Origin of the sequence: Nocardiopsis sp. NPDC050513 (genome assembly GCF_044457925.1) — a bacterium.
GTDB lineage: Bacteria > Actinomycetota > Actinomycetes > Streptosporangiales > Streptosporangiaceae > Nocardiopsis.
Genome location: NZ_JBITHK010000011.1, coordinates 109,266 through 132,123 on the forward strand (window position 1 = coordinate 109,266; position 22,858 = coordinate 132,123).

The 22,858-nt window shown below is 64.9% G+C and carries 11 protein-coding genes and 2 pseudogenes; 7 read left to right on the forward strand and 6 right to left on the reverse strand.

What is annotated here, in order from left to right; translation table 11 throughout:
• Nucleotides 1-50: 50 nt before the first annotated feature.
• Nucleotides 51-878 (forward strand): Scr1 family TA system antitoxin-like transcriptional regulator, encoded by an 828-nt coding sequence (locus tag ACIBFB_RS20025; RefSeq protein ID WP_397232221.1) that lies wholly within the window; start codon nt 51-53, stop codon nt 876-878.
• On the forward strand, nt 868-1,047 hold the full coding sequence (locus ACIBFB_RS20030) for a DUF397 domain-containing protein (protein ID WP_397232222.1): 180 nt from the start codon (nt 868-870) through the stop codon (nt 1,045-1,047). Before ACIBFB_RS20025 ends, ACIBFB_RS20030 begins: the two co-directional genes overlap by 11 nt.
• Nucleotides 1,048-1,208: 161 nt before the next feature.
• On the opposite strand, the gene ACIBFB_RS20035 is transcribed toward ACIBFB_RS20030, so the two are convergent.
• Entirely contained in the window at nt 1,209-2,396 is a 1,188-nt protein-coding gene (locus ACIBFB_RS20035; RefSeq protein ID WP_397232224.1) for a DUF4041 domain-containing protein, read from the reverse strand.
• Between the two features lie 1,254 nt (nt 2,397-3,650).
• Between ACIBFB_RS20035 and ACIBFB_RS20040 the strand changes: the two genes are divergently transcribed.
• From ACIBFB_RS20040 to ACIBFB_RS20050, 3 genes are read left to right on the forward strand one after another with little or no spacing between them, the layout of a single operon-like run.
• On the forward strand, nt 3,651-3,977 hold the full coding sequence (locus tag ACIBFB_RS20040; protein WP_397232226.1) for a hypothetical protein: 327 nt from the start codon (nt 3,651-3,653) through the stop codon (nt 3,975-3,977).
• Between the two features lie 33 nt (nt 3,978-4,010).
• Complete coding sequence (locus tag ACIBFB_RS20045) at nt 4,011-6,605, forward strand: hypothetical protein (RefSeq protein ID WP_397232228.1); 2,595 nt, start codon at nt 4,011-4,013, stop codon at nt 6,603-6,605.
• Complete coding sequence (locus ACIBFB_RS20050) at nt 6,602-7,192, forward strand: hypothetical protein (RefSeq protein WP_397232230.1); 591 nt, start codon at nt 6,602-6,604, stop codon at nt 7,190-7,192. Before ACIBFB_RS20045 ends, ACIBFB_RS20050 begins: the two co-directional genes overlap by 4 nt.
• Before the next feature lie 354 nt (nt 7,193-7,546).
• On the opposite strand, the gene ACIBFB_RS20055 is transcribed toward ACIBFB_RS20050, so the two are convergent.
• A complete protein-coding gene (locus ACIBFB_RS20055; RefSeq protein WP_397232232.1) occupies nt 7,547-8,749 on the reverse strand; it encodes a tyrosine-type recombinase/integrase in 1,203 nt (400 codons plus the stop codon).
• A 292-nt stretch (nt 8,750-9,041) separates the two neighbouring features.
• On the opposite strand from ACIBFB_RS20055, the gene ACIBFB_RS20060 reads away from it, so the two are divergent.
• Nucleotides 9,042-9,884, forward strand: a complete 843-nt coding sequence (locus ACIBFB_RS20060; protein WP_397232234.1) for a TIGR02391 family protein — start codon at nt 9,042-9,044, stop codon at nt 9,882-9,884.
• A 72-nt stretch (nt 9,885-9,956) separates the two neighbouring features.
• Nucleotides 9,957-10,162, forward strand: a pseudogene (locus ACIBFB_RS20065) (transposase); the annotation flags it as partial.
• A gap of 62 nt (nt 10,163-10,224) precedes the next feature.
• On the opposite strand, the gene ACIBFB_RS20070 reads toward ACIBFB_RS20065, so the two are convergent.
• The 4 genes and pseudogenes from ACIBFB_RS20070 to ACIBFB_RS20085 form a co-directional block, all read right to left on the reverse strand.
• Complete coding sequence (locus ACIBFB_RS20070) at nt 10,225-10,668, reverse strand: hypothetical protein (RefSeq protein ID WP_397232236.1); 444 nt, start codon at nt 10,666-10,668, stop codon at nt 10,225-10,227.
• Nucleotides 10,669-11,601: 933 nt separating this feature from the next.
• Nucleotides 11,602-12,894 carry an IS701 family transposase gene (locus tag ACIBFB_RS20075; protein ID WP_397232238.1) on the reverse strand — a complete coding sequence of 431 codons (1,293 nt, stop codon included), beginning with the start codon at nt 12,892-12,894 and terminating at the stop codon, nt 11,602-11,604.
• A gap of 157 nt (nt 12,895-13,051) precedes the next feature.
• Nucleotides 13,052-18,640, reverse strand: a pseudogene (locus tag ACIBFB_RS20080) (type IV secretion protein Rhs); the annotation flags it as partial.
• Between the two features lie 214 nt (nt 18,641-18,854).
• Entirely contained in the window at nt 18,855-22,349 is a 3,495-nt protein-coding gene (locus tag ACIBFB_RS20085) for a LamG-like jellyroll fold domain-containing protein (protein WP_397232240.1), read from the reverse strand.
• Nucleotides 22,350-22,858: the final 509 nt, after the last annotated feature.

Here is a 22,858-nt window from a genome sequence, read left to right on the forward strand (position 1 = left end):
TCTTCTGGAATCCCTCCACGACTCGCGGAGTGATGTGCTCACATAGAGTCATGACCCCCGACGAGCGCACCCTGAAGATTTTCGGACGGGAGCTGCGCAGGCTCCGCGCCGAAGCCGAGTTGACCCAGGAAGCCGTGGCCCGACGTGTCAGTCAGCGCGGCACGACCATCAGCAACTCGCATATCTCCGACATCGAGACCGGAAAGGCTCTGGCGCGCCCCTGGCTACGGCGCGCCCTGGACGAGGTCGTGCACGGTGGTGGGCGGCTGGAAAGGCTCTGGGAGGAGCTCACCGGCTCCGGCCGACGGGCCTGGTTGCACGAGATCACCGAGCGCACCCACGGCGCGGACGCCCTGTACGAGTACCAGGCCCTGGTCTTCCCGGTCTATCTTCAGACCGAGGCGTACTCCCGCGCCCTCATCCGTTACGGTGCTCCTTGGCTGTCCAGGAAGGACCTGGCGGAGCGGGCCAAGGAGCGCGCGAACCGTGCGCGTCACATAGCGGAGGCCGTCTCCCCTGTCATCTGGCTCGTGATCGACCAGTCGCTGCTCATGCGCCGCTACGGTTCGGCTGAGGTCCAGATGGAACAGCTCGCCTACGTCGTCGACCTGGTGGAGAAGGAGCGCGTCAACCTGCTGATGGTCCCGGTGGACGAACCCCGTCACGCGGGTAACAATGGCCCCTTCAGGGTCATCACCTCAGGCGACCAGCCCGAGGTCGTCTACGTGGAGTCCGCTCATGAGGGGCAGATCATCACCGCGGCCAACCAGGTGGGGCGGTACCGCATGTGGTTCGCGGCACTGCAGGGTGTCGCCGCCGGGCCAGATGAGACCCTGGAAGCCATCCGCAACGAGATGAAGAGGATCAATGGTGGCTGAGTGGCACAAGTCGTCCTACAGCGGCGGCAACAACGAGTGCGTCGAGGTCCGCGAGCACTGCACCGGTGCCGACGTTCGTGACACCCAGCACCGTGACGACGCACAACTGACCTTCTCGGCAGCGGAGTGGCGCAACTTCCTCGCTCAGATGAAGCACCAGGGGCGCTGACGCCCCCGGATCCATGGGGCATCCGGCCACTCCGTCGGAGGCCAGCGAAGGCCATCTGTGCGTTCTCTCCGCGCGAGAGCGCACGCACAGATGACGAAGGCAATCACCCGACACACTCCACAATCGCCGCCACGCCCGGCACAGGACATTCATACCGTGGGTCAGCCCTCCTTCTGACTGGCCCGCCACTCCAGAGCCTCGGGTGTCTCGCGGTACTCCAGCAGGTGCTGGTCGGAGATCCGAGCCAGAGTGTCACGCACCTCACCCGGAGTGGCGTGGAAGAACTCCCGACGCAGGTTGACCCGGTTGACCCGACGCTCCTCCAACTCCTTGTGCAGACGCGACTCCAACCCCACGGCGTCCTGGCTGAAGATGAGGGCGTGCACATCGAAGCGGAACGGAACCGAGGCATCCCCCAGTTCGCGCACGCGGTCCATCGGATCCAACCGCCGGGTCATCCCGATCTTGACCATGTGCTCGCCGAAGGCACCGACATTGGAGATCACGTAGACGTATCCGGCGCGGATGTTGGCCTCGCGGTCGTTGACGCCCTTGATCGCCTCCTCAGCCTCGGCGATCTTCTCGCGTAGCTGGGCGGCACCGGCCTCGTCGCCCTTGGCTTCGAGCTTGGCCAACGCGGACCTGTAGTGGGACTGCTCCTTGAGCAGGCGCGCCTTCTCCTTCTCGAACTCGCGTCGGGCCTTGTCCTCCTCCCTCTGACGCTCCCGCTCCTCGCGGACGCGTTCCTTCTCCTCCTCGACCTTGGCCAGGTGGTCAGCGGTCAACTGGAGTTCGTACAACCGCTGATGGTGGTAGGCGTCGCTGATCCGGATGTGCATCGTCTTGCCCAGCCTGGCGATGGTCTCACGGGTCTTTGCGAGCCGGTCCATGGCTGAGGCGAGCTTGTGGGGCTTCATCGAGCGGACCAGGGTGTCGGCCTCAGCGTTGTAGGCGCGCAGCATCAGCTTGGAGAAGTCGCGCACCATGGTGCGGCCTTGCGCCAGCGATCCGTTGACCTGCCAGTCGGTCGCGGCGAGTACGGCGCCGTCGTTGCGCACCATCGTCTTCAGCGCGTCCTTCACCTCCTTCAGTCGGGACTTGTAGGCGATCGCGTCGGCCAGCGGGTGGTGGTACTCGTAGACGCCCGCCTCCTGCAAGAGCGCGATCTCCTCCGTCTCCACGACCCGAGCGCGGGCCTGGCTCACCTGTGACCGCACTCGGTGCAGTTCGGCTTCGGAACGGCTGATCTCAGCCCGCCAGCGGGCTTGTGCCTCCTGCGCCTGTTGTTCCTCCTGTGTCTGTCGTTCGCGCAGGGCCTCAGTCTCCGCGGCGATCTGCAGAGCGTCCATTGCTTGCAGGCTCTCCACCCACGTACGCAGCTGGGCGTTCTCCGCTTCCAACTGCTCGAGCCGTTTCTTCTTGCCGAACAGCCCCGAGCCTGACTTCGCCGGACTCGAGAGGGGAGGCAGACTGGTGGGTCCTGGTGGGACGGGTGCGGTGGGGGATGGCGCTGGTTGCGGTGTGGCTGCGACGGGGACCCAGAATTCCCAGCCGGGCGGGGCTGGGGGCCAGGTCGGATCGGGTGTCCATCCTGGGGGCGGGGTCCACCCTTCGGGGGCGGCGGGCCAGTTCGGGGGAGGGTTGAAGCGGTAACCGGGGGCAGGAGTCATGGTCGCTTTCCGGATCAACGCGAGCAATGCGCGTATTGTCGCTTTTGACTGGAATCCCGTGTTGATTTGAGTATCTGATTACTTGACGCGGTAGGAACGGAAAAGGATGACTTCCCAGATCAATGTGATCAGGGCGCAACCCGACGGCCATCCACCACTGGGGGCATCATCCGGTCCGGTGGCTACAGTTGCGAGTCTTGCTGGGATCCCTGCGAAGCCCCAGTTCGAAGCCTTACCTGGCTGGGACCCGGCGAGGTCGCCCTGCCGGTTACTCCAGAGGTTGGGACCGGCCCCAGCCTCACCTTCGATGTGCACCCCGGGGTCAAGAGCAACGGTCCCCCTCCTCACGAGAGTGACGGGAGGATCCTGGCACACACCAAGAGCCTCCATCACACCCAGTACGAGACAGTTCGGGCGGATGCGGATCGAGATGAAGCGGCACGGGAGCCTGTTCCAGATCGCGATGACGGACGACGGAGTGTGGGGCAAGCCGTCGGTGCCGTGTGTGGGCGGGGGACACGGGTGCACCTGGCGAAGGAGCACTCGCAGGCCTGGGGCTGGTTCGCGCTGCCCGGTAGCCCAATAACGGTGTGGGCGGTGTTGGACCCGCGCGCGGAGAGGACGCTCGGGTGTGTCCCGCAGCCACGGAAAACCGGCTGTCAAGGAGAGAAAGAGGGCCCAAAGGTAGGCCCCGGCCTTCTCTACGCAAGAAGACCGTCAGGTTCTCCGACAGGTGACCGTGTTCGGTCATCGGGCGGTCTAGCTAAGACAAGTAATCGCAGGTGAGAGACCTCCCGCGTTCAGCCGCATCCGAAGCCGTGGTTCGAGCCCTCCAGCGTGCATCCGCGACCGACTGTCACAGGTGCTAACTTGCAGACATATATCGGTCTGTGAAGAGATACCCCTACGCCCCATGCAGAGAGTGAGTCCCCCATGACCGAAGCAGGCGGCAACCCGATCGACGGTCTACAGGGTGGTGAACGGGCTGAGGCACTGGCCACCGCCATGGCAGGGATCGCCGACATGTTCGAGTTCCTGACAGACGACGCTGCCGGTTCAGCGGGTCATGATGACGTTAGCGCGGGCTACCGAGCCCTCAAAGAGCGGCATTCGCAGGACTTCGTCGACATCCAGGCGCACGGCATTCAACTGGCCAACAATATTCAAGCTGGTGCAGGTGAGATCGCGCTGAACGACGTGGAGAGTGCGGAGAGCTACGAGACCCCGTGGGACTTCGGCCGAGATATCAACTCTGAGTGACCCCTCTAGACCTCTACCAGAACTGGGACAACCATGGCCTCCTTCCAGCTCTTGTTCGCTCCGCGCACGATATCCGCACACGAAAGCCAGATTCGCCCTCATATCGAGCAATTCAACGCACTGAAGCAGCGACTGCTCGGACGAGCAGACAATCTAGAAATCAGCTTCGAGTCCGCAGGAACTCATTTCACTGATCTGATTGCGTGGGATATCACGAGTCTGGGAGCGGAGGACTATCAACTGTGGGTTGACTCCACAGGCGCCTTGGAGTTTGCAGCGGACACCACGGAGATGTGGGCTGACTATGTCAAGGAGTTCTGGGACACTAACGACGACCTGTGGGATGAGTGGGATGCGGCTGTAGCAGCAAAGGTCGCAGAGGTTCCTGAAGAATACCAGGGCGAAACCATCACCGCTGACTATCCGGCACGCGAAAATCGGTTGGAAAGCATCTTTGGCGGCGATGCGAACAAGTGCCGAGACCTGTACGACGAGCTCCAAGAGAAGCTAGATGATATCAACGAGCGCGCTCAGGCGAACTATGACAAGCATCAGGAACATGCTGCGGAGATCGGGGGCATGCTCGAACAGGGCGCGACCGACGTCAACGTTCAGAGACTCATCGACGGTGGCTACTCGACCTGGAGCTATTCGAACATTGACCCGGAGCGATACCTGGAGTTGGAGTCTGACTTCGAACTCACTCCGGAGTCCGGGCGGAATGCCGCTGAAGAGCTTGAGCCCTACTTCTCAGGCGAAAAGCCTCTGGACGATCGTTACCACGAGTTGATGCTCGTTTTGGCTATGGTCGGAACCAACGCCCGGAACGCCCAAAACGACGGTTCTGAACTCGAGAACGGAGAGATCGAGTTCCTGGACGCGTTCTACGACAGGTTGGAACAGGACCAGGGCGTCATCGATATCCCAAGGGTGATGGAAGGCGACCATCTGACTGACGAGGAACGCGAACACGCGCTTGGTGTGCTCGGCGATGGCCTGCTAGCCCTGTCCGACCCGAACCTCGGCGGTGGCTACGAGAATCTGCCCCAGAGTGTACGCAATGCGATCGACATTCCTTTCCCCGCTGACGGGGAAACCCAGGGTGATCTCACCACCCATGAGGGGGACGCTCGAACTTATGCATTGCTCTCAGAGTTGTTTGCTCACGCGAGCGACGATTTGGAGGGAGGCTACGGGCTTTCCACCAACCTCGCCCTTTCCGCTGGGATGTACATGGGGTATTGGGGCGACAGCAGCGCACACTGGGTGTCCGAGAGAGATCTTGGGATCCTTGTCGACGTTGCCACCCGAAACAAAGACGCCAACTACTTCATGCTTACGGGCGACCATCTGAATCCTGAGATTGGAGTCGACTACCACGAAGACGATAGAACAACTGCGATCGAGGGGTTGTTCACGTACGAATGGGGCGACTACGGTACCACCGTCCGGCAACTAACAGACTGGTTGGCCGAGGACATCAACAGCGATGACTACCAGGAAGTCAGCAGGGCCGGGCGCGGCTTCGCCGGTTTCATGGAGACGATGACTGATCCCGACATGTACGAGTCCCTGATCAACACGGGAGTGCACATCGGCGAAGGAGGGAACGACTACCAGAACGCGTCCTTCACCCATTTCAACACTGAACTGGCGAACAGCCTCGCGGATATCTTCGACGCGCACATCTATAGCTTCGCCACCAGCGACATCTGGGAACATAGTGATGTGCCAGTGGAGGGTGTCGGGAGATACGAATACGACATCAGATTCGTGCGGATGGGGCCCGAGGAGCGAGCGATGTACATGCAGTATCTCGTGGGCAATGACGAAACCGCCGGACGCCTGGTCAACTCCGTAGACGTGTATCAACAGCTCGAGGCGATGGCCTTCCTCGAGAGCGGGCAGGACGAGAATACTGCACGTGGAGCCGGAACCCTCCAAGGTCTGCTGGAGGAGGCACTCAGGCGAGATTCGCAAGATCGTACTGATGACTTGGGAGAGCAGGTCGACCGGAACAAGGAGATCGCTGGCTTTGTGGTCGACGAGCTTGGTAGCCAATCGGAAAAGATTCCAGTCATCGGTGCAGCGCTATCCCAGGGAATGGGGCTGGCATCGGACAGTATCGTGGATGCAATCATCGACGGTGAGTTCGAGGTGTCGCCGCGCGACACGACCTACAGCAGCCCGGAGAACATCGAACGCAACTTCAGCCTGGAGGCGCTCGACTACCTAGCTCGGAACAACCCTGATGAGCTCAACAACGTTGTCCGACCCGACGAGTTCCAGACTTTGGTTGAAGGTGGAGGTATCGTTATCGAACGCAACGGAGAGATTCTCGGCGCAGACGATATCAATGAAGACTTCGTCATCGATTCCTCCGTCACGATCACGGTGGAGAAAAACCCTGGGGCGTGGGAATCATCGGCACAGAGAGATGGAGGCTTGGATGATATGGACGCGGCCCTCGGCAGAACCATGGACGACGTCGAAATCACGACCAGTGACGGCCGATCGAAGCCTGGCAACGATCGGGTGCAGGATTTCGTCCGCTCGTACAATGACTTGTACGGCGAAACAAACGACTTCTTCAACTTGCAGGGAGAGGAAGAAGGGGAAGAGGAATGACAGACAGCACGAACACTCCTGTTCCCGGCGTTCACCGCAGAGACCCTGCAAATCCGTTCATCCGTTGCAACCGCACCTTCATCGCCGCCGTACCTGTCTTGCTCTCCAGCCTGCTGTTGGCCTCGTGCTCAGTTGATGGCCCAGAAGGCGTTCCGTCTTCAGATCCCGACAGTGGGGAGAGCGCGGAGTACGTCAGTATCTCCTGGGTCAAACGCGAGGTGAGAGTGCAGACACTGAGTCGCATGATCACCGAGAACGATCCCGACGAGGTTGTGTCCAACATCGACGACGAGTCCAGGGAGAGCTTGTCACAGGTCAGGATCATCCGCCAGGACAGTGAGGGATACTACGTCGAACTGGACGAGGAGGAGTGGCGGACTGATGCTGTGCCCAACCTCTCCTTCCTGGACCAGGCGCTCGCCAACGCCATCTATCCCAACGAAGTCACCTGGTGTGAAGAGGCAGTAAACGGTGAAGAGTTCGTCGACACCTACACCGATGAGTTCCGAGACTCCTTCGACACCCATGACGAGTACGAGGAGAGCATCGCCGACTACGTCGACTGCGGCACCGGCGAGCTCAATTAACCCGGACCGCCGGTACTTGTGCCCTACTCCCGGAGCACTGCGCCCATGGCCGTCCATCGAGCCTCCGCCGCGCGCTCGCTCGGCTCGCTGGGGGCACCGCAGCCCGGGTTCCGCACAGGGCCGGTTCATTCTCCGAAGACTCCGTCACACCTGAAGTGGGAAACCGCCGTAGTTGACATTTCGCGCAAACGAGACCGCTGCGGCCCGCGGTGCGATGTGACGGCTCCGGTCCGCGACCAGAAGAACGAGATGGAGGTAAGGGATCGCCAGGATGGGCGCTTCTAATCCGATGGCCGCAGGTTCGAATCCTGCCGGGTGCGCCACAAAACCCCAGGTCAGACGGGGTGCGCCGCTTCATCTCAGGCGAGAATTCGTGCTGATGGGTCCAGGGTGGGTCCAAGCTGGGTCCAGGCCCCGGCGCCCACGCCGCGCCTGCGCACACCGACGGACCCTCCCGGAATCGCGCAGCACCAGCCACGCGGTCCGCTCCGCCGCTTCCCTGGCTACCTCCGGCAGCACACTGGCGTAGGTGTCCGCGGTCAGCACGATGCTCGCGTGCCCCAGCATCGCCTGCACGACCTTCAACTCCACTCCGGCCGCCAACGCCAGCGTCGCCGCCCCGTGGCGCAGGTCGTGCAACCGCACCGGCGGTAGCCCGCTCTCGTCGTTCAGCTTCCGGAACAGGCGCGAGAGGCGCTCCGGAGCCAACAGGCCTCCACGCGCCCCGGTGAACACGAACCCGCGCGGATCCCACTCCTGCCCGCGCGCCTGTGCCTCCTGCTGTTGCCGCCACTGGTGGCGGCGCAACACCCCGGTCGTGGTGTGGTCCAGGGCCACCATGCGGCGGCTCGCCGCGCTCTTGGGCGCCAACTCCACCAACCCACCCCGGTTGGACTGAAGCTGGCGGACCACACGCACCGTCCCCTTGACCAGATCAACGTCCTCCCACCGCAGACCCACCACCTCACCGCGACGCAGACCCGTCAACGCCACCACGTGGAACAACGCGTACAACCGATGGTCGGAGACGAAGCCCAGGAACTGGCGGGTCTGCTCCACCGTCCACACCGCCACCGCCGGACGCACTCCGCTATGGCGCCACGCGGCCACGGCCTGGTCGGTCCACACCACCGGTCGTGCTCCCGTCCCGGGCTCCAACCGCAACCCCTGGGCGGGGTTCGAAGGGAGCAGGCGTTCGCGTACCGCGGTGTTCAACGCCGCCCTCAGTGTGGCCCGCACCCGCTGCACCGTCGCCGGGGAGAGCCGATCCCCGGCCGCTGTGGTGTGGTGGGAGATCGCGTCGAAGGCCTGCCGTACCAGCTTCGGGGTCAGCTCGTCCAACAACACCCCGCCCAGATACGGGGTCAGGTAGCGGTCGATGTGCTCGGCGTACCCGTTCCGGGTGCGAGGTCTCAACCGGGTCCGGGTGTCCAGCCAGTACCGGAGCCACTCGGCCACCGTCCACGCCGCCGGATCCCTCTCGGCTGTTTCGATGCCCTGGGCTCTGCGCAACGCCGCGCGGGCGGCCTCCCGGGAGGCGAACCCGCCACGGCGCACCCGACACCGCTCTCCCTGGAGATGTTCCTGCTCGACCGTGAAGTACCAACTCCCGTGGCCCCTCCGCCTCAGCCGCGGACACGTCCTCTCACCCACACCAGGAGCGCGACACCCACACCGCTTGTACACCGAACCAGACCCGAACATGACCACCACCTCCGAGCCCAGTCTCATCCCCAGCAACGGTGCTCAGAGAAGGCGGACGGGAGGCGATCCCGGCGTACATCACAGGCTTCACCACACTCAGCGCGAAACACCCCTCGTTGTCGTATCTGAATGAGACCATGGCCCGATGGAAGCGCATAAGAACCCCGACTGCCTTCGGTCACTCACCCGTGCATTGGAGGACTTTCGGGACGCTCTCGTTGAGTTTCTCGAACTGCACATGACTCATGACGGTCCAGGCGCTGTCGGGCGTGGGCTGGCACCAGCAGTCTTCGCTCTAGATGACGCCGATCCGGAAGAGATCGAACGCCGGTCAGCCAAGGTGTCCAGGGCAGCAGGACGTGCGGCTGCCGTGACACCACTGGCCGGAATCTCAGTGAACGTGCAGGGCGTGGGCGTCATCGACCCAATCGTGAACTGGCAGTCGATGACTAGGCCCAAGCCTCTGGTGGAGCCCAAAGAGCTCTTGCACACGTGCGACTACGCGCTGGGGCGCTTGGAAGGGCTAATACTCCAAGCCGAGGCGGAAATGCCCTCCACTGTGGGAGCGGAGGCAATGCATCCTACGGTGTGGGGTGTATCCAAGCGTCTGTGGCGCGACAGGCACTATCGGCAGGCAGTGACCGCAGCTGCTGAAGCAGTCGTGCAGATGGTCAAGAACCGAACCGGACGCAACGACGTGGCCGATACGTCTCTGTGGCAAGAGACTTTCGCGGACAGGACCCCGCAGCCAGGCAAGCCTCGCTTGCGCTGGCCGGGAGATCCAACCGATAACCACGTGAAGAACATGAATGCGGGCCTACGGAACTTCGCCCCGGGCGTGCAGATGACGATCCGCAACTCCTCCACTCATCAACTTCAAGAACTAGATGAGCAAGCCGCCCTAGAGCGACTTTCCACTCTCAGTCTTTTGGCTCGCTGGGTGGACGAATGCGATTTGCTGGAGACCTCAGTTCAATCCACGAATTGAAAGCGATGGCTGCCTGATTCAGGGAGGCAATCCCGGCACACACCAGAGTCTCCATCACACCCGGCGCGAAACAACCTGCGCCGCTGGCTGCGTCGGCGGGGGATCGTCCACCGCTTGGCCCGCAAGGCTGTGGAGTCCTCCCAGCAGCTTGGCAGACACCGGTGGCAGGTCGAACGCACATGGCCTGGCTGGCCGGATGCCGCTGCCTGCACCGCCGCTTCGAGCGCAAGACCGATCCCTTCCTCGCCTTTGCTGGGATCGCCTGCACGCTGATTTGATTCCGCAGACTCACCAAATGAGATGAGCTTTGAGTATGCGATCACATCGTGAAGCCGAACCGTCAGGAAGTCACCAGAAAGAAGGATGCAATCAGGGCACATGAAGCCAAATAAAGAACAAGATAGGAGACAGGACCAAGCATCTTAAAACCAGCATCCACGCTCGCAAATCTTTCAAAAGCGAGCGACCTCAGGTGCTCAAAAGCCTCCACAACAGCAGTCGCAAGAAAAGGAAGCAGGGCGAGAAAGATCACCCATCGAAGAAAGAAATCCCCGCCCGGCAACCCTACGACGTCAAACGCAATATAATGAACCCCCAAGAGGAGAATCCCAAGAATCGTAGCGTAGATGCTTGAGAAAATTCCGTCATGGACGTATACAGTCCGAATATCAGCAGCTTCGAGTTCTCCCGTGCGCCCCATGATTCGAAGCCTCTCTACACCCCTGAAATGATCCTTCAACCTAGGGTGCAGGCGGGATATGACCGCTGGCACGACCCTCTTCACCCCGACCCACTGAAACGAGGAGCCTAACAGACCTCCGCCCTCTTTACTCCGCGTCAAACCTAGCTCCCCCCAAAACGATAGGCTCCGGCCTCATTGTACGCGACGCCACCGATAGCAATGTGCATTCCCGCATGCCCCAAGCCAGAGTCGGCGACGCTAGAGAAAGTAGCAATACCGCCCTCAGCCCTTGCCAATCTACTTTCCTCCAAACGGTGGACGCGCGGCCTAGCACGAATGACTCCATTGTTAGTGGTGATACCAGACCACCATGCATTACGAGCACTCGCCATGCGCGCAGCCGATGCCGCACGAACCCCGATCGTACCCAGCACAGGAATCCCTCCAGCGAACGCCCACAGAGCTGCCCCAGTGTTCCCTTCGCGCGCGTTCCAGATTCCACTTCCCACAGATAGACCTGCACCAATCACCCCCAATGCACCACACACAGGGCACGCAAGAATTCCAGCAATTCCCAGAACGAGTCCAGCGTCACCAAGAATGTTCCCCCAATTGGCACGACCATCATCAGTGGTGTACCTGTCTGAAAACCAACCGCCGACCGCGCTCCCGGCCTGGCTCAACCAACTGGCTTCGTTGTTGGCCTGGGTTTTCGGGTCGACTGTCTCACTGACAGGAGCTCTTGTCGGGGCCACCGGCCTGGGCGAGGGAACGTAGGTACGCGGCCCAGAACTGTAACTCCTGTACCTACCACCCGTGAATCGATGGAAGTTGTTGGTGGCCTTCCGCAACGCCGCCGGATTGTTCCGGTGCCTGTTCTGCGCACGCCACAACCACATGTCATCACGCAATTGAGCAGCGGGAGAAACAGAACTCGAAGAACTCCCGTGCCCACCCGTCAGCAACAGCCCACTGGCGTCACTGAAGCTCACCGGGTTGTTGTTGGAGTAGTACTCCAGTTGTAGATCCGGTTTGTCATGATTCTCGGGCTGCCTGTCTGCGGTAGTGGCAGGCCCTGGCCCGTGCCTGGTGGGAGCGTCTGAACACCGACCACGCCAGCGTGTGCTCCACATCCGGCAGGGAAGCGAACAGGGCGTGCAGCAGACGGGCGATCTCGTTGCAGGTCAACGCCACCAACCACTCCGGGACCGGATGCCGGCGAAGCTCGGCGAGGCGGCAGACGGCCACGAACGCGTAGGCGACCATCGCCAGCAGGCTCCACCGCTGCCAGGAGGTCCACGTCCTGACCTGGTGCTCGTCCAGCCCAGACAGACCTTTGCCCTGTTGGAAGGACTCCTCCACCCGCCAGCGGCGTCCGGCCACCGCCACCAGACGGGCCAGCGGCACCGGTTGGCAGGCATAGCACCGGTAGAACGCCAGCTCGCCGGTGGTGCGGTTGCGGCGCATCAGCACCCACCGCACCCCGACCTCGTCGGCGTGGTCGTCGATGAGCGCCCAGTCGTAGAACCGATCGCCTTTGGCCCCCGCCCCGGCCGACAGCTTCTGCCAGGCCGTGTCGGGGAGGAGTACGGCCAGCTCCTTCAGCGCCACCGGGCCGCGCGGGGTGGTGAGGCGATCGGTCGCGGCGACGGCCATCACATACCCGACGCGACGCTCCTGGAGGAAGGTGCGCAGGTCGGGGTTGCGGCCGTAGACCTCGTCGCCGGCCACCCATGCGGTGGGGGTGTGGTCCAGGGCAGCGGCGATCATCTCCTTCGCCAGTTCGGGTTTGGTGGCGAAGGAGATCTCGTCGGGCACCCCGACCGCGGCGAGCCGGGCGGCATCGTCGGTCCAGGTCCGGGGCAGGTAGAGGCGGTGGTCGATCAGGGCGTGCCCAGCGGAGGTGGTGTAGGCGAGGTAGACCGCTACCTGGCAGTTCTCGATCCTTCCGGCGGTGCCCGAGTACTGGCGGGCCACCCCGACAGTGTGGGTGCCCTTCTTCACATCGCCGGTCTCGTCCACGACCAGGACCACGTCATCGCGCCCCAGGCGGGTGGTGACGTAGCCGCGCAGAGCGGCAGCCAGCGCCTGCTCGTCCAGGCGGGCGCGGTTGAGCAGGTGCTGCATCCGGTAGGGGGCGCGGTGTCCGGCGTGCTCGGCCAGGCTCCAGCAGTTCTTGCGGGTGAGCGGTGCGAGCAGGGCGCTGACCAGGTCGTGGGCAGTGGTGCGGGTCTCGGGGCGGGCCAGGTACGGATCGACGACGGTGTGGACGAGTTCGTTCAGCAGGTGCGGCCAGCGTCGGGCCGCTACGCTGGTGGCTGCGGCCACCGCCTGCGTCTTCTTTGTCTTCACAACCATCGATGATCGGGCGGTGGCCGTTCGCGTGTCCGGGAAACGGCCAGGTCAGCTCGGTGAGACCTCCCCGATCCCGACTTATGGCCACCGGCCAGGACAAACCGGATCTACAACTGGAGTAGTAGGCGTACCCGTGCATCTGCTGGCCGTCCGTCAGATCCATCACCGGGTCCACCGAGATGAACCGGCCGAGTGCAGAGTCGTAGGCGCGCGCTCCCAGCTGGGTCAGGCCCGTCGAGGCATCAAAGGTGCCGTCCACGAATCCACGCTCACCCGGCCAGGAGCCTTCAGCCCCTCGGTCCTGGCCGAAGGCGGTCATCCGCCGCTGGGCCACCTCGCCCCACACCGCGTCGACCGTGATCTCACCGGTGCCGTGGTGATCGGACAGCACCCAGTGCAGGCTCCCGTCGTCCTGGCGCACCGCGACGGTCTCGCCGCCGTGCTCGTAGTAGCGCGTGGCCTCCTCGGTCCCCGCAGCCGGATCCCAGGTCACCTCCATCCCTGGAAGGTACAGGGTGGTGGCACCGTTCGCCCGCCGGAGCAGCCGCTCACCGTCGGCGTCGTAGACGTACTCGGTCGAGTTCAGCCCATCGGTGACCGTGGCGAGTTCGCCTTCGGCGTCCCACTCCAGGGTCTGATCGCGCTCTCCGGTAACTCGGCTGATCATGTTGCCGGCCGCGTCGTAATCATAGGTGTGGGTCGAAGGATTGCCAGCGCTGTCCTGGTCGACCCGGGCCACGGCGTGCGCCGGACCCTGCTCGGGAGTCGAGTACGAGCGTGTGGTGTTCCCTGCTCTGCTGTACTGGGTCTCCTCGGTTCGGTTGCCGACCTCGTCGTAGGTGTAGGAGTGCCAGTACGGCGAGGCCCCGCCCAGGTTCTGCACGTCCGGGGCTGCGGCGCAGGCCTGGTCACCGGTGGCGTCGGGAGTCCACACCTGGCTCAGACGGCGCAGGTGGTCGTAGTCGAAGCACTGGACGTCGTTCGGCTGTTCGGCGCTGGTGGGTTCGTCGTTGATTCGCAGCAGGTTGCCGATGTCGTCGTAGCCGTAGGTCTTGGTCGACAGCGACCCCTCGCCGGCTTGGGGGACGACGCTGGCCATGGACAGCCGGTTGGTCTTCTCGTCGAAGTCGAAGGTCTGCCAGGTGCGGTCCGAGCCCAGCACACCGCGGTAGAACTCGCGCTGGACGAGGTTGCCGACCTTGGAGTAGAGCGTGTCGGTGACGATGTCCTGGCTCGCCGAGAGGGTGGTCGGATTGCCCAGTTCGTCGTAGTCGTACACCACGGCCTCGCCCGGCAGGCTCCCGGTCGGCGGCAACGCCACCGACCGCACGCTGCCATCGGGGTTGTACATCGTGCGGAACAGGTACGAACCCGCCAACTCCTCTTCGGAGCTGGGGATGTCGACGAACCGGGCGCGTTCGCGGCCCAGTGCGTCGTAGCCCGCGATCCGGGTGGTGTAGGCCTGGCCGTCATGGTGTCGGGTGGCCGTGGCCAGCTTGCCCTTCATCAGGGTGTCGTAGGTCCACGAGGCGCGCAGGGGGCCGGTGGCGGAGTCTTCGCGCAGGTGGGTGGTGCGGCCGAGTGCGTCGTAGGCGTTGTGGAGCACCTGGCCTCGGGCGTCGGTCGTGAGCACCGGCCGGTCGAGGGCATTGTAGGTGGTCGTGGTCGTACCGGTGTCGGGGTCGTCCTCGGAGACCTTGCGACCCAACAGGTCGTAGGTGTAGGTCCAGGTGTTGCCGCCCGGGTCGGTGACGGTCTCCAGTTCGCCGCGCGCGGTGTAGGTGTAGGCGGTGGAGTCGTACGCGCCGGTGGGCTGTTCGCTGTGGTGTTTGCGGATCTCGACGGTGTTGCCGCGTGCGTCGGTGATGGCGGTGGTTCCGGTGCCGCCTTCGGGGACCGTGGTCAGGATCCGGTCGCCGTGGTGCTCGACGCTCGTGCGCCACTGCTCCACACCCCGGGACATGTGCAGGGTGTCGGTGGCCCGGTCGGCGCCGTCGTAGACGGTGCGGGTCCAGCGGGGGATCTCGTCGGCGTTGGCCACGACGAACAGGTCACCGATGGGTTCGTCGGCGTTGAAGTAGGGGTCGCGTTCGGTGACGGTGTTGCCGCGCGAGTCATAGAAGGTGTCGGTGACCACGCGTCCACCACCGGGGGCCGGGGCCTGGGTCTGGCGTTGGCGCAGGAACCCGTCGAGAATCTTGTAACTGGTGGTGTAGTCACCGTCAGCGTTGAGACTGTGGGTGGTCACCGTGGTCGGCGCGTCCCTGGCGACGTGGTACTCGTACTTCTGTGAGGGGGAGAAGCCGCGGTCCCGGTCGCGGTCGGCCAGCCACACCTGGGTGAGCCTGCCGAGGGGGTCGTAGGCGAGTTCGGTGGTGTTGCCGCTGGCGTCAGTCTTGGTCACCGGTTGTGATCGGGAGTCGTACTCCTCGACCGTGACGTGGCCCAGGGGGTTGGTGGTCTCGACCTTGGTGTCGTGGCCACCGGCCAGGGCGGCGGTGTAGTCGGTCGTGGTGGTGTTGTTCTCGGCGTCGGTGACCGAGACGGCACGCCCGTATTCGTCGAACTCGGTGGTGGTCACCGTCTGGAAGACCGGGTCGATGCCGTCGTGGTCCACCACCCGTTGCGTCTTGGTCGGGCGGCCCTGGGTGGGGGTGTCGCCGAACGCGCCGTCGTCGTAGAGGGTGCGGGTGTGGGTGATGACGTCGTCGACCGAGGCGGTCGCCTCACAGCCGGCGGCCACCGTGCGGGTCTGGGCCACCAGCGACAACAGATGGATATCGGTGTTGCGAGCGTAGGTGGTGTTGGTGCACCGGTCGTCGTCGGGGTCGTCGACGTCACCGGCGTCGTGCACCTGGGTGATCATCCCGTGGGAGTCGAAAGTGTTGGTGGTGCGCGTCTGGCGGAACGAGCCGTCGGCCAGGGCGGTGTAGGCGTCCGTCCGCTCGGTGTCGACCATGTGGGCACCGCGGTCGTCCCAGGAGTGGGAGCTGGTCGCGGTCTGGTCCTTCCACGGTGTGGTGATGGTCTTGGAGACCACCTCACCGCCCGCACCGTCGCGGACGATGACCTCGCGGGTGCGGCCGTTGAAGACGGGGCCGTCGGACACGGTGGTGCCGGTGGAGTCGGTGATCTCGGCCGAGCGGGTGCCGGTGGGCAGGTGGTCGCCGTCCATGCCCTGATAGAACAGGTGCTCAGTCTCGGTCTGGACCTCGTCGGGGTGGCCGGTGCGCACGATCACCCGGTCATAGCCGCGCCACTGGGACCAGGTGCGCTTGTCCTCGTCGACGAACCCGTCGTCGTCCATGTACCGCCAGGCCGGGGTGCCGACGTAGTCGTAGGTGGTGACCTGGTCCGGCTGCCCGCCCACCAGGTCGACCTCGACCAGTTGCTCCACGGTGTACTTGGCGAACCAGTCGGTGATCTCCTCGGCTCCGGCTTGGTGGGTGCGGATCACCGGGAAGCATGTCTGGGTGTTCTCGTGCGGTTCGGGGGTCTGACCCTCGACACAGTCGGGCGCGGCGTAGTTGACGTTCACCTGGGCACCGGTCTCGGTGTAGATGCTGGTGATCCGCCACTTGTTCATCGGCGCCAGGCCGTCGGCGGTGGAGTCGATGCGGTTGGGCATCGGGGTCCCGGCGAACGTGATCGCGGGGTAGGACTCGGTGCCGCCCACGTGGCCGGTGTGGGTGATCGAATCCAGCCACAGAGTGGGGTCGGTTCCGTCGCCGGGGTCAGGGAAGCGGTGTTCGAAGTCCCAGGTGTCAACGGTGGTGTAGTCGCTGCCGTCGTGGACCTGGGTGGTGATCTGGTCGAGCTTCTTGGTGGTCCAGAACGTCGGGGAGTGCTGGCCCGCGCAGTCGGTCTCGCAGTCCTGGTCGAGGGGGGTGTCAGGCCAGTGCTCGGCGTTGTCCTCGGTGCGCTTGGTCTCCGCGCAGTCGAAGTTCTCGTCCGGCAGGCACCGCTCGGACACGGTGTAGATGACTCGGGCCGGAGCGGTGGCGTGTGGGTCGGCGTCCCGCAGCCCGTAGTCGGTACGGGCCAGGTAGCCGCCGCGGTCATAGTCGACCGGGTCAGACGTGAAGTTCAGGCCGTAGTTGTTGGTCTCGGCCTCGTAGTAGTTCACCAGCGCGTTGCCTTGGACGTCGACGACGTAGTCCAGGTTCCACCGCCACGCCTGGTCACACCAGGCGTCGTCCAGGGTGGCGTCGTAGCAGGGTTCGCCGGAGTCGTTGCCGAACACCGGCACCGTCCATGCCGAGTTGGTCTCCTCGTCGCCGGTGGTGTGGCCGGGCAGGTGGTTGAGGCCGAAGAAGTACTGGGTGCCGTCGGTCGTGGTGACCTTCCAGTACTCGCCGTCGTCGTCACCGTTGGTCGTGCCGGTCAGGCGCTCGACCTTGGAGCCGTCGTCGTTGCGGGGGGTCCACTCGCCGTCGTCGTAGACCAGCTCGGTGGATCGGCCGCCCAGGTTGAGGGTGGCGTTGTGGTGCGACCAGCACTGGTCGGGGATCTCGGTGTCGTCGTCCTGGCAGGTGGCGTAGCGGCGTTCGATGTAGCCGGGGTGGTAGTCGAACCCTTCCCCGATCCAGGAGGTCTGGTTGTTGGTGTTGGACACCCGGCCGTCCACGGACTGCGAGGAGTAGGACAGGCCGACCTCGGGCTTGAGCCCGCCGGCCACGTTCGGCGCGGCCATCGGGTAGTTCCAGGAGAACCCGCCCGACTGTGTGCCCACGTTCCAGGTGGAGGATGGGCTGAGTGAGGTGGCGGTGTAGTCTCCGGTGGCCTCGCCACCGGCAGTGGTGGTGGCGGCCGCCGTCAGCAGCATGCCCGATGAGGTGGCCGGAGCCATGGCCGACAGGGTCTGGGCCTCGGTGTCGTTGAGCGAGTCCAGATCGTGCGAGGCCAAGCAGTCCGTCTCCTCATCGCCTTCCTCGCACGGGGTCAACGCGACCAGGGACAGGCGGGAGCCGTAGTCGGACCCGTAGGCGGTGGCGAAATCACCGTAGTCCACCTCCACCTCGACCGGCCCGGCGGCATCCACGCCGTCGGTACGGGTCAACCGCAGGGTCAGGCCCGACAGGCCGAGCTCGGCGGCCTCGTCCCGGTCCAGGATCTCCACCTCGACACCGGTGACGGGCTCGGGTTCGGCCTGCTCAACAGGATCGGCAGGGTCGCTCTCCTCGGTCGCCTCAGAGGAGGGGGCCTCATCCGACGGTTCGCCGTCCTCGGCGGATTCTTCGGATTCTGCGTCGTCCTCCGGCTGCTCCGGTGTCCCGTCGTCTCCGGGATGGGGTGTGGGGTCTGGGGACCGATCCGGGGTTTCCTGCTCCTCCTGCGCCGGGGAGTCCGTGTCGGTTCCGCCCCGCTCATCTCCCGGTTCCAGCGGCATCCGTCGCTCGTTGGCACCTACGTCGGAATCCGCGTCCTCCGATGCGCTCTCCGCTTCTGGGAAGGGGGAGTCCCACTCCTCGAAGTCCTGCCCATGGACCGCACCGAGACTGATGGCCGCCTCGTCGCCCTGCGCGGGAGCGGCGGATGCTTGGGCATCAGGCTGCTCCAACGCGACCGCCACCGTCCCCGGCTCCGGCCAGTCGGCCTCGTCCAGAGCTGTCATGGCGGCATCGGCCACCGCACTGTCCAGTGCGATCGCTTCCTGGACGGCCTCCTGCCCACGCACCGACTCGGTTTCGGCGACCCCTGGGCGAGAATTGACGGCCATCGCCGAGGCGGGCAATGACGCGGCCAGGCCCGTCACGGTGACCAGAGCGGTGAAGGAGACGAAGGTCTTACGGATGCGCCTGCTGGCGGGCACGCGGCGCGCGGATTTGACGGACTGAAGCGTGTCGGACACGTGGGGGAACCTCCCGCCCACCGGATCGGAGTCCGCTGGGCAGATCGTGTGTCAGGGGATGACGGGGTGGGGGACGTGTGGGTCAGGACGCGGGCAGGAAACTCCACATGATGCTGCTGAGGTCGCTTTCGGCTAGTACGCCCTGGTAGAGGTGGACGTCACTGATGTCGCCCGACCATGCATCGGCGAACGCCTGCTCGAACTGGGCACCACCGATCACCGTGGGGCCGCTGGCGTGCCAGGCGGCGGGCACGTCCACCGTGCCCTGCGCGATGCCGTCGACGTACAGGGTGGCCTCGCGGCGGGTGTGGTCGTAGGTGGCGGCCAGGTGGGTCCACCGGCCGAACTCCGGGGAGTGGTCCGACAGCGCACGGTGCCACCCGGAGGCACCGATCTCGTCGGACGGTGGCACCTTCATCACCCAGTTGTCCCAGTCGTAGGAGTACTGGTAACTGAGGTAGAAGCCGCTGTGGGCCGCGCCGTTCTGGGCCACCGCCGTGGCGTTGTGACCGACCTCGTCCAGGCGCACCCACGCGGCCACGCTGTAGCTGCGGTCGGTGCGCACCGCCGGGCCTTCGGTGGTGACGTGCTCCTGCCGGATCTCGTCCAAACGAACGCCCGGGGTGAAGGTGACGTCGTTGAACGCGTGGTTCCACGCGGTTTGAGGGTCCCCGTGCAGGGTGCCGTCCAGGCCGTGGTCGGAGGAGTCGGCGACCGCGGTGCCACCGGTCTCGTCAAGGAGCCAACGCCCCTCCAACGCGACCGGACGGTTGGCCAGGCTCCACGCCTCCGCCCGCGACTCCTCGTCCAAAGTCTGGTCGGTGACGACCCGGTCCCAGACCCGGACGTCGTCGATCGCACCAGGCCAGTGATAATCCGGCGCGCCCTGGTAGGTTCCCCGGCCGATCGTCAGCCCGGATCCGGCGTTCCAGGCATCGTCCTCGACCGCGGTGGACTGCTCGACTCCGTCGACGTACAGAGTCAGCTCACCTGTGGCGGAGTCGAAGACCCCCAGCAGGTGGGTCCATACGCCGAGTTCGACCGGATCCGTGGAGAAGGCGTACGTCCAGCCTTCGCTACCGCCCTGGGTGACCTCGTCCGAGGGCGCCATCTTGAACGTCCACCGCTCAGTGCTGTGGCCCTGGTAGCCCAGGTGGAAGGAGGACTGGTGCACACCGTCCTGAGCCACCGCGGTCGCGTTGCCCGAGGGGCGTTGGTCCAAGCGCACCCACGCCGAAACCGAGAATGTCCCGCTGGTGTCCACTACGGGTGCATCGGTCGCCAGCGCTTCGGAAGCACCGTCCAATCCGGCTGCCGTGCCTTCCAGCCGGTAGGAACCCCCGGATACCTCGCCCACGCGGCCCCTCGCCCAGTCGACGGTACTGGTCGCGTCAGCGGTGCGACGCTGGTCCATGGCATCGGTCGCGCTCGTGCCCTGGCCCTCGTTCAAAGGGAAGTAGGACACTGGATCCGCGGGCGGAGCGACCGTGAAGGTGTACACCAGACCGCACTCCGAGGAATTGCCGTGCGCGTCGGTGATCCGGGCGTGGATCAGGTTCGGGCCGGACCGGTGCGGCGTGATGGGAACGGTGACCTCCGCGCCCGGGGTGTCCAGGTCGACGGTGGTGGAGCAGGAGGCGTCGTTGACGCTGTAGTGGTAGGCGGCGGCGTCGGCCACCCCGTTGTTGGCGAAGGTGAAGTCACCGGTGCGCCCCACACTGCCGTGCTCCTCGTCGCCCGCCGGGTAGTCCGTGGAGGTCACCACGGGTCCGGTGTCGGGCTTGGAGGTGTCGACCGACAGGTAGCACCACTGCGACCACGGGCCCCAGTTGGCCGAGTCCTGGCCCCGGGTGCGGTAGGCGATCAGTTCCTGCTCGGGCAGGTCGGAGGCGGTCACCGATCGGTAGCTTCCCTCAGGCCACGTGGCCACCGTGACGCTCGTCGAGTCGGCTGACCCCAGGGTGTCGGCGGCGCCGTCGATCTTCCACTCGAAGCGGGCCTTGACCTGTTGGCCCACCCAGTAGGAGTCGCGGTCGCGGATCTGGGCGCGCAGTGTGACCGTGGTGTCGTTGATCAGCCTGGGGTTGGCGGGGTCGGTGGAGCACACCCCGCCCAGGGAGTCGGAGAGGGTGGAGGTGGTGGGCTGCTCGGGCGGGTGGTTGTAGTTGACCACCAGGACCGGCGGGTCGGTGTCGATGTTGAATCGGCGCCAGGCGGTGGTGCCGGCTTCGTCGCGTTCCTTCAGTCGCAGGTAGATGTGCGACGTGTTGTTGTCCAGGCCCCATTGGTAGGCGTCGGTGGCGTCGAACTCCACGCCGCTGGAGGCGGGGCAGGTGGCCCAGCCGCCGGTGACGTTCTGGGTGTCCAGGTGGTCACGGGCACTCGGCTGGTTGTTCCACGTGGTGTCGGAGTCGAAGGCGTCGACCCGGTGGAGCTGGACGTGGGAGTCGCTGTTGCAGTCGTAAGCCCATTCGACTTCCGTGCGCAGTGTCGCCGAGTTGATGATGGTGTTCTCGTGCTCGGTACGCCCCATAGTGGTGAACTGGAAGAACGCCCGACGCGTATAGACGCGGTCCCATTCGATGCGGCCGACACCGACGGACTCGACGCTGGGGTTGAAGTACTCCTGGTTCGGGAAGGCCTTGTCGACGTAGGCCCAGTTCGGGCGCGAGGCGCTCACCGAGGGATCGATGTAGACGGGGTACTCGGTGGCCTCGTCGGTGAGCATCTGCTGGTCCGGGACGAGCCGGATGGCGTCCACGTCGAGCGTGGTCTCCACCGGCTCCATGAGAGATCCGGACAGCGGAGCGACGGCCGGATCCTCGGAGGGGGCGGCCTCGTCAGCTCCGGTGGAGTCCCACATGGAGGGGGCTTGGATCGCGAAGACGCTGCGGCCGCCCTCGTCGCCGGTGGCCTCCAGGTTGCCGTGGTCGTCGGCGGCGACCGTGACGCCGTCCGTGCCCAGGGCCAGTTCGAGTTCGGCCAGTTCGGGAGCGGCGGCGGCCTCGGGGGTGTGGACCACCAGGACCTGGGTGAAGCCCTCCACACCGGCGGTCAGCACCAGGTCCACATCGGGGAGCACGTCCGCGTAGGTGGCCTGGTTTCCGTCCAGGACGGGTGTGGGCAGGTCACCGATCCAGTCGAGCTCGACGCTGTTGGAACCGATACCAATGCGGGCCATGGGGGCGTCGCCGCCGCCAGAGAAGGCGATGTCGATCCCCGCGGCGCGCGGACGGACCATGCCGTCCTCAGCAGCGACGAGGGTGGTGTCGGCGTCCACCCACCCGTCATCGGAGCGGACACGGACCGGGAGTGCGTGGGTCTCCATGGTCAGCGTGCCGTCGGGGTTGGCGAAGTGCTGGGTCTTCTCGTCCGTCAGCCCCTCGATCTCCACCCGCTCCCCAGTCTGCGCGGCCAAGGCCAGAGCGTCCTGCTCCGCCGCAGCGGTGGGATCGGCTGCGATCTCTTCCGGTGTGGGCTGATCGGGGTCAGCATGGGCTGGCACTGCCGCGAACAGTGTCAACGCCAGTGTGACGGCAGTGGTGACGGCCGTCGCTCGGGTCAAGGGGCGACGCATGGGGGATGCCTCTCACGGGGTCTACAGCAGCATCAATTCGGACATACAGGACGCTGGGATTGTCGGGAGACGCTAACAGAGACACGGTGACGCCGATCCCGTGTCTACCAGCGGCTTCGCACCTGCATGTTTACGGTGAAACACCGTCCCACCTGGTTCTTCGAGTCCAATGGGGCGAGATATCCGAAGTCCATCGCGGGCAAGTCCAGTGACCTACTTCACGACGACAGCGTCTGGGCAGGTCACAGCTTTGGAACAGAACGGCAAAGCATCAAATCATCCCTGCCACTCGGAGCCGAGTCGACGTGACACCACGCGATCAGCCATGTGCGCCAAGTCAGGCAACAAGCCCTGCTCCTCGGCGGCCTGGCCCCTCGCTTGGGCTCCGAACCGCGACGGGGGCCAGTGCGCGCCAGCCTGAAGCGCTTGAGCTTGGCGCGATCACCGCCCTGCTGCGGCACGAGCACTCTTGGCGACCCAGGCAGCCAAGGGATCGCGGTACGAGCTCA

Bases quoted from the DNA above. Each gene is read 5' to 3' on its own strand.
- ACIBFB_RS20060 (WP_397232234.1), top strand. From the start codon at position 9,042: ATGGAAGCGCATAAGAACCCCGACTGCCTTCGGTCACTCACCCGTGCA.
- ACIBFB_RS20040 (WP_397232226.1), top strand. From the start codon at position 3,651: ATGACCGAAGCAGGCGGCAACCCGATCGACGGTCTACAGGGTGGTGAA.
- ACIBFB_RS20025 (WP_397232221.1), top strand. From the start codon at position 51: ATGACCCCCGACGAGCGCACCCTGAAGATTTTCGGACGGGAGCTGCGC.
- ACIBFB_RS20045 (WP_397232228.1), top strand. From the start codon at position 4,011: ATGGCCTCCTTCCAGCTCTTGTTCGCTCCGCGCACGATATCCGCACAC.
- ACIBFB_RS20035 (WP_397232224.1), bottom strand. From the start codon at position 2,396: ATGGACGCTCTGCAGATCGCCGCGGAGACTGAGGCCCTGCGCGAACGA.
- ACIBFB_RS20050 (WP_397232230.1), top strand. From the start codon at position 6,602: ATGACAGACAGCACGAACACTCCTGTTCCCGGCGTTCACCGCAGAGAC.
- ACIBFB_RS20030 (WP_397232222.1), top strand. From the start codon at position 868: ATGGTGGCTGAGTGGCACAAGTCGTCCTACAGCGGCGGCAACAACGAG.
- ACIBFB_RS20085 (WP_397232240.1), bottom strand. From the start codon at position 22,349: ATGCGTCGCCCCTTGACCCGAGCGACGGCCGTCACCACTGCCGTCACA.